General features: G+C 72.8%; 3 protein-coding genes. All 3 read right to left on the reverse strand.

All coding sequences use genetic code 11. From position 1 onward, the window contains the following. Nucleotides 1–1,190: LGFP repeat-containing protein (locus ACI781_RS19080; RefSeq protein WP_456567708.1), on the reverse strand; the 1,190-nt coding region annotated here is incomplete at its 3' end. After that, nucleotides 1,187–1,750, reverse strand: coding sequence for a hypothetical protein (locus ACI781_RS19085; protein WP_456567709.1), 564 nt, complete (start codon nt 1,748–1,750; stop codon nt 1,187–1,189). The genes ACI781_RS19085 and ACI781_RS19080, both read right to left, overlap by 4 nt. 53 nt (nt 1,751–1,803) lie before the next feature. Beyond that, nucleotides 1,804–1,917, reverse strand: coding sequence for a hypothetical protein (locus tag ACI781_RS19090; RefSeq protein WP_456567710.1), 114 nt, complete (start codon nt 1,915–1,917; stop codon nt 1,804–1,806). Between the last annotated feature and the right edge of the window lie 18 nt (nt 1,918–1,935).

Below are 1,935 nucleotides of genomic sequence, written 5' to 3' on the forward strand. Positions count from 1 at the left end.
TGCGCCGCCCACCGGTCCCGCACCGCACCCGACACCACCCGCGCCCCCGAGGACGGCGACCAGTACACCGCCCCACCCTGGAACGCCTGGAAACACCCACCATCACGCAACCCACACACCGTGTCACCCACCGGATACCCCAACGCCCCGGTCTCCCAGCCCTGCCCCGCCCACCGATCCCGGACGGCACCGCTGTACACGATCCGGGCCCCGCTGGCCGGGGACCAGTAGATGGCGCCGCGCGCGTAGCCCTGGAAGCAGCCGCCGTCGCGCAGGCCGCACAGCACGTTGGCCGCGATGGCGCCCAGCGGTCCGACCTCGCCGCCGGTCTGCGCGTACCGGCCGGTCACCTCGGCGGCGCCCGGGATCTGGGTGGAGCCGAACCAGTCGGTGTAGTAGATCCAGAAGTTCCGGTTGCCGTACGCCGAGCAGCGGTCACCCGTGCCCCTCCCCGCCGCGAGCGCCGCGGGGTTGGGCTGGTAGGGCGTGTAGTTGTACAGGCCCGCGGTGGCCTGGTTCTCGATGAAGACGCCGGAGGAGCCGCAGTCCGCCTCGACGTCGAAACGGATCTGGTTCACCGCGCCGGCACGGTGGTTGAACCGCGTCGGGTTGTCTGCGTAGTAGCGATACCGCGATGCGGCGCTGTAGACCTGGTTGAAGAAGCCGTTGTACGCCGGGTTGCAGGGGGCGGTGTCCGGGCAGGCGAAGCCCATGGCCTCGCGGTACCGCCGGGCGTAGAGGCTGCTCCCGGTGGCCGTGACCAGGCCCTGCTCCTTCTGGAGGATCACCAGCAGGACGCGTTGACTGATGCCGCAGGCCTGACCGACCTTCGCGATGATGGTGGCCGCCGTCTCCCCGCCGGCCCCCTGGTACGTGCCGCGGCAGCTGGCATCAGCGGGCTTGGTCGTGGTGTCCATGCGGTAGTCCTTGAGGCACGGCGTGCCGTCGGACCCCGCGACGCATCGGGGGTTCTTGCTCACCAGGAAGGCCTGGACGTCGGGCGCCGACATGGCGTTGCCGTCGAAGAACAGCTGATCGCTGATGATGTTCCCCGCCCGGAACTGGCTCATGTCCGCGGCCGGCACCAGGGCCGGGCCCGTCGGCGACGACGGCAGTCCCCCGCCGACGACGAGGGCGGCCAGGCAGGCGGCAGCCAGCAACGACGCGGCGAGTCTGCGCAGCCCCGTCATTCCGGCAGCTCGACCGTCACGGGGGCGGACTCGCCGGTGGCAGCGGCGGACCCGTAGCGCAGCACCGCCGTCCACGTACCCGGGACGAGGTCGTCCCCGGCGACCGAGAACCCTCCGCAGACCGTGGTGGAGGCATCCGCCAGACCGCTGACCGTGACCTCGAGCTCCGCGGCGCCCTCCGCCTCGGGCACCAGCACGAGGGTGCACGTGCCGCCGTCCTCGACGACGGGGCGGACGTAACCCCCGGCCTGCAGCTCGTCGGAGGCCTCGTCGTAGGCGACGAAGGAGAGGACGACGTCCGTGGTGTCCGGGCCAGGGGCGTCCGTCGCGGCGTCGACGTCCTGGTCCGACGTCCCCGTGTCCGCACCGGTGGAGACCGCCGGAGTCTCCGCAACACCCGTGGAGACGGCCGTCTCGGCGGCACCGGCCGAGACCGCCGGTGTGCCGGCGGGGCCGTCACCGTCACCGGTCCCACCCGAGCAGCCGGCGAGGAGGAGACCGCCCAGCAGCACGGGGGCGATCGCCCCGCACCGGGGAAGGCGGCGGGGTGTCTCGGTCACGCTGCGTCCTCCTCGGAGGGCCGGGTTCGAGTCGGGCTGGGCGATGGCGGGCGTCACCGGGTGACGGTGGTGCGGCCGGTGCTGGTCGAGGAGGTGATGACGCCGTGCTGGAAGGTCTGCCGCGTCCCGCCGGAGATCGCCTGCGGGTCCCCGGTCGGGTAGCCCAGCGGGCCGCCCTCCCAGCC

This window comes from Blastococcus sp. SYSU D00695 (genome assembly GCF_054050555.1).